Origin of the sequence: Pseudomonas citronellolis (genome assembly GCF_029335315.1) — a bacterium.
In the GTDB taxonomy this organism is placed as follows: domain Bacteria; phylum Pseudomonadota; class Gammaproteobacteria; order Pseudomonadales; family Pseudomonadaceae; genus Pseudomonas; species Pseudomonas citronellolis_A.
Genome location: NZ_JARJLT010000240.1, coordinates 1 through 2,380 on the forward strand (window position 1 = coordinate 1; position 2,380 = coordinate 2,380).

At 68.7% G+C, this 2,380-nt stretch carries 2 protein-coding genes; both read left to right on the top strand.

Annotated features, from left to right (window positions below; all coding sequences use genetic code 11):
* Positions 1–1,044: glycosyltransferase family 2 protein (locus tag P3W75_RS18310; RefSeq protein ID WP_276228734.1), on the top strand; the 1,044-nt coding region annotated here is incomplete at its 5' end.
* Positions 1,045–1,094: 50 nt separating this feature from the next.
* On the top strand, positions 1,095–2,270 hold the full coding sequence (locus tag P3W75_RS18315; RefSeq protein WP_276228735.1) for an HlyD family efflux transporter periplasmic adaptor subunit: 1,176 nt from the start codon (positions 1,095–1,097) through the stop codon (positions 2,268–2,270).
* Positions 2,271–2,380 lie beyond the last annotated feature (110 nt).

Sequence of the window (2,380 nt, forward strand, 5' to 3'; positions counted from 1 at the left end):
GCCCAGGTGAAGCTGGACTTCGTGCGCATCCCCGGCACCGGCAAGCGCGACGGCCTGGCCCACGGCTTCCGCGCCATCTCCCGGCACATGCCGGACGAGAACGCGGTGGCGGCGGTGATCGATGGCGACACCGTGCTCGAACCCGGCGTGGTCCGCGCCACCGTGCGCTGGTTCAAGCTGTTCCCGAACGTCGGCGGCCTGACCACCAACGAATTCTGCGAAGTCCAGGGCGGCTACATCATGAGCCAGTGGCACAAGCTGCGCTTCGCCCAGCGGCACATCAACATGTGCTCCATGGCCCTGTCCAAGCGCGTGCTGACCATGACCGGGCGCATGTCGGTGTTCCGCGCTGCCGTGATCACCAACCCGAGCTTCATCGCCGACGTCGAGAGCGACCACCTCGACCACTGGCGCCTGGGCCGCTTCCAGTTCCTCACCGGCGACGACAAGTCCAGCTGGTACAGCCTGATGCGCCTGGGCTTCGACACCTTCTACGTGCCCGACGCGGCGATCAACACCGTCGAGCACCCGCCGGAAAAGAGCTTCATCAAGGCCAGCCGCAAGCTGATGTTCCGCTGGTACGGCAACAACCTGCGGCAGAACACCCGCGCCCTGGCCCTGCGCCCGCGGCGCCTGGGCTGGTTCACCACGGTGGTGCTGTTCGACCAGCGCGTGTCCATGTGGACCAGCCTGCTGGGCCCCACCGCGGCGCTGTTCGCCAGCCTCAAGTACGGCATCGGCGTGCTGCTGGCCTACCTGCTGTGGATCGGCCTCACCCGCCTGGCGCTGACCCTGCTGCTGGCGCTGTCCGGCCACCCGATCGGCCCGGCCTACCCGCTGGTGCTCTATTACAACCAGATCGTCAGCGCGCTGGTGAAGATCTACGTGTTCTTCCGCCTCGATCGCCAGTCCTGGACGCGCCAGAGCACCAAGCTCGAACGCGGCCTGAGCCACTACCAGCGCTGGTTCAACACCTGGTCCTCACGCGCCATGACCTTCTCCGCCGCCAGCATGTTCGTCGCCCTCGTGCTGAGCATCGTCTGACCCCCTCCCCCCAGAACAAGACCCTTGCGAAGCATAGGAAGCTCTCGACCATGACAACCGCCGCCACCGCCAACCTGAACGTCGTGCACGAATCCGAGGCCCAGCGCCAGCACGCCCGGATCAAGTTGCCCGCCCTGCTGCGCCTGAACGACGCCCGCCCCGGCCAGGCCGACTACCGCCTGCTCGACCTTTCCGCCGGCGGCTTCGCCATCACCGACAGCGACAAAACGCTGAAGGCCGGCGACTTGCGCAAGGGCCAGCTGCTGTTCCGCATCGACAGCATGGACCTGGCCCTGGACGTGGAGTTCCAGGTACGCAGCGTCGGCGCCGCCCACCGCGTCGGCTGCCAGCTGCAGAACCTGCAGCCGCGCGAAACCGCCGTACTGCGCCAACTGATCACCGCCCACCTGGCCGGCGAACTGGTCAGCGTCGGCGACATACTCAGCGTCGTGCAGCGCGATAACTTCACCCGCGCGCGCGGCACGGCCGGCGCCGGCAACCTCGACCTGCCCGCGCGCCTGCGTTCCGGCGCGCTGACCCTGGCGATCTTCGCCGTCGGCGTCGTGGCCTTCGCCTACGCCCTCAACCAGATCTACAACCAGTACCTGGTCACCCACGCCAGCTCCGGCGTGGTCAGCCTGCCCGGCCAGCAGATCAGCATGCCCCGCGACGGCACCGTGCAGAGCCTGGTCAAGGTCGGCGCCGACGTCGGCAAGGGTGCGCCCATCGCCACCTTCTCCGGCACCATGCTGGACCTGCTCAAGAGCAGCCTGAGCGACGCCCAGCTGACCCCGGAGAACATCGAAAGGCTGCTCGGCCAGCGCCTCCAGGGCACCCTGACCAGCCCCTGCGACTGCCGGGTGATCGAGCAGCGCGTCGCCGACGGCCAGTACGCCAACAAGGGCGAAGTGATCTTCACCCTCGCCCCGCGCAACACCGCCGCCGCCATCGAGGCCCGCTTCGACTTCCGCCACGCCGCGGAGCTCGCCCCTGGCGCGCCGGTACGCTTCCAGGTCGTCGGCGCCAACCAGGTGTACGACGGCCATGTCCTGCGCAGCGCGCCACTGGACGGCGACCTGTCGACGGAAGTGCGCGTGCAGATCCAGCCCGACCAGCCGCTGAACAGCGAAATGGCCGGCCGGCCGGTGCAGGTCAGCGTCGGCGGAATGCCTGGCACCCGCCTGCAGGACAAGTTCCTGGGCCTGTTCGGCCGTGACGGACGCTGAGTCGAAACGATGCAGCAGCCGATGAGCTCTCCCCCACTGGCCCGCCGCCTGGCTGCCGCCCTGCTCCTGGCGCAGCTCGGCGCCTGCGCCGAGCTGCCCGACCAGCGCCT

Excerpts from the sequence above, each read along its gene's own strand:
- P3W75_RS18315 (WP_276228735.1), top strand. The coding sequence starts at position 1,095 with ATGACAACCGCCGCCACCGCCAACCTGAACGTCGTGCACGAATCCGAG.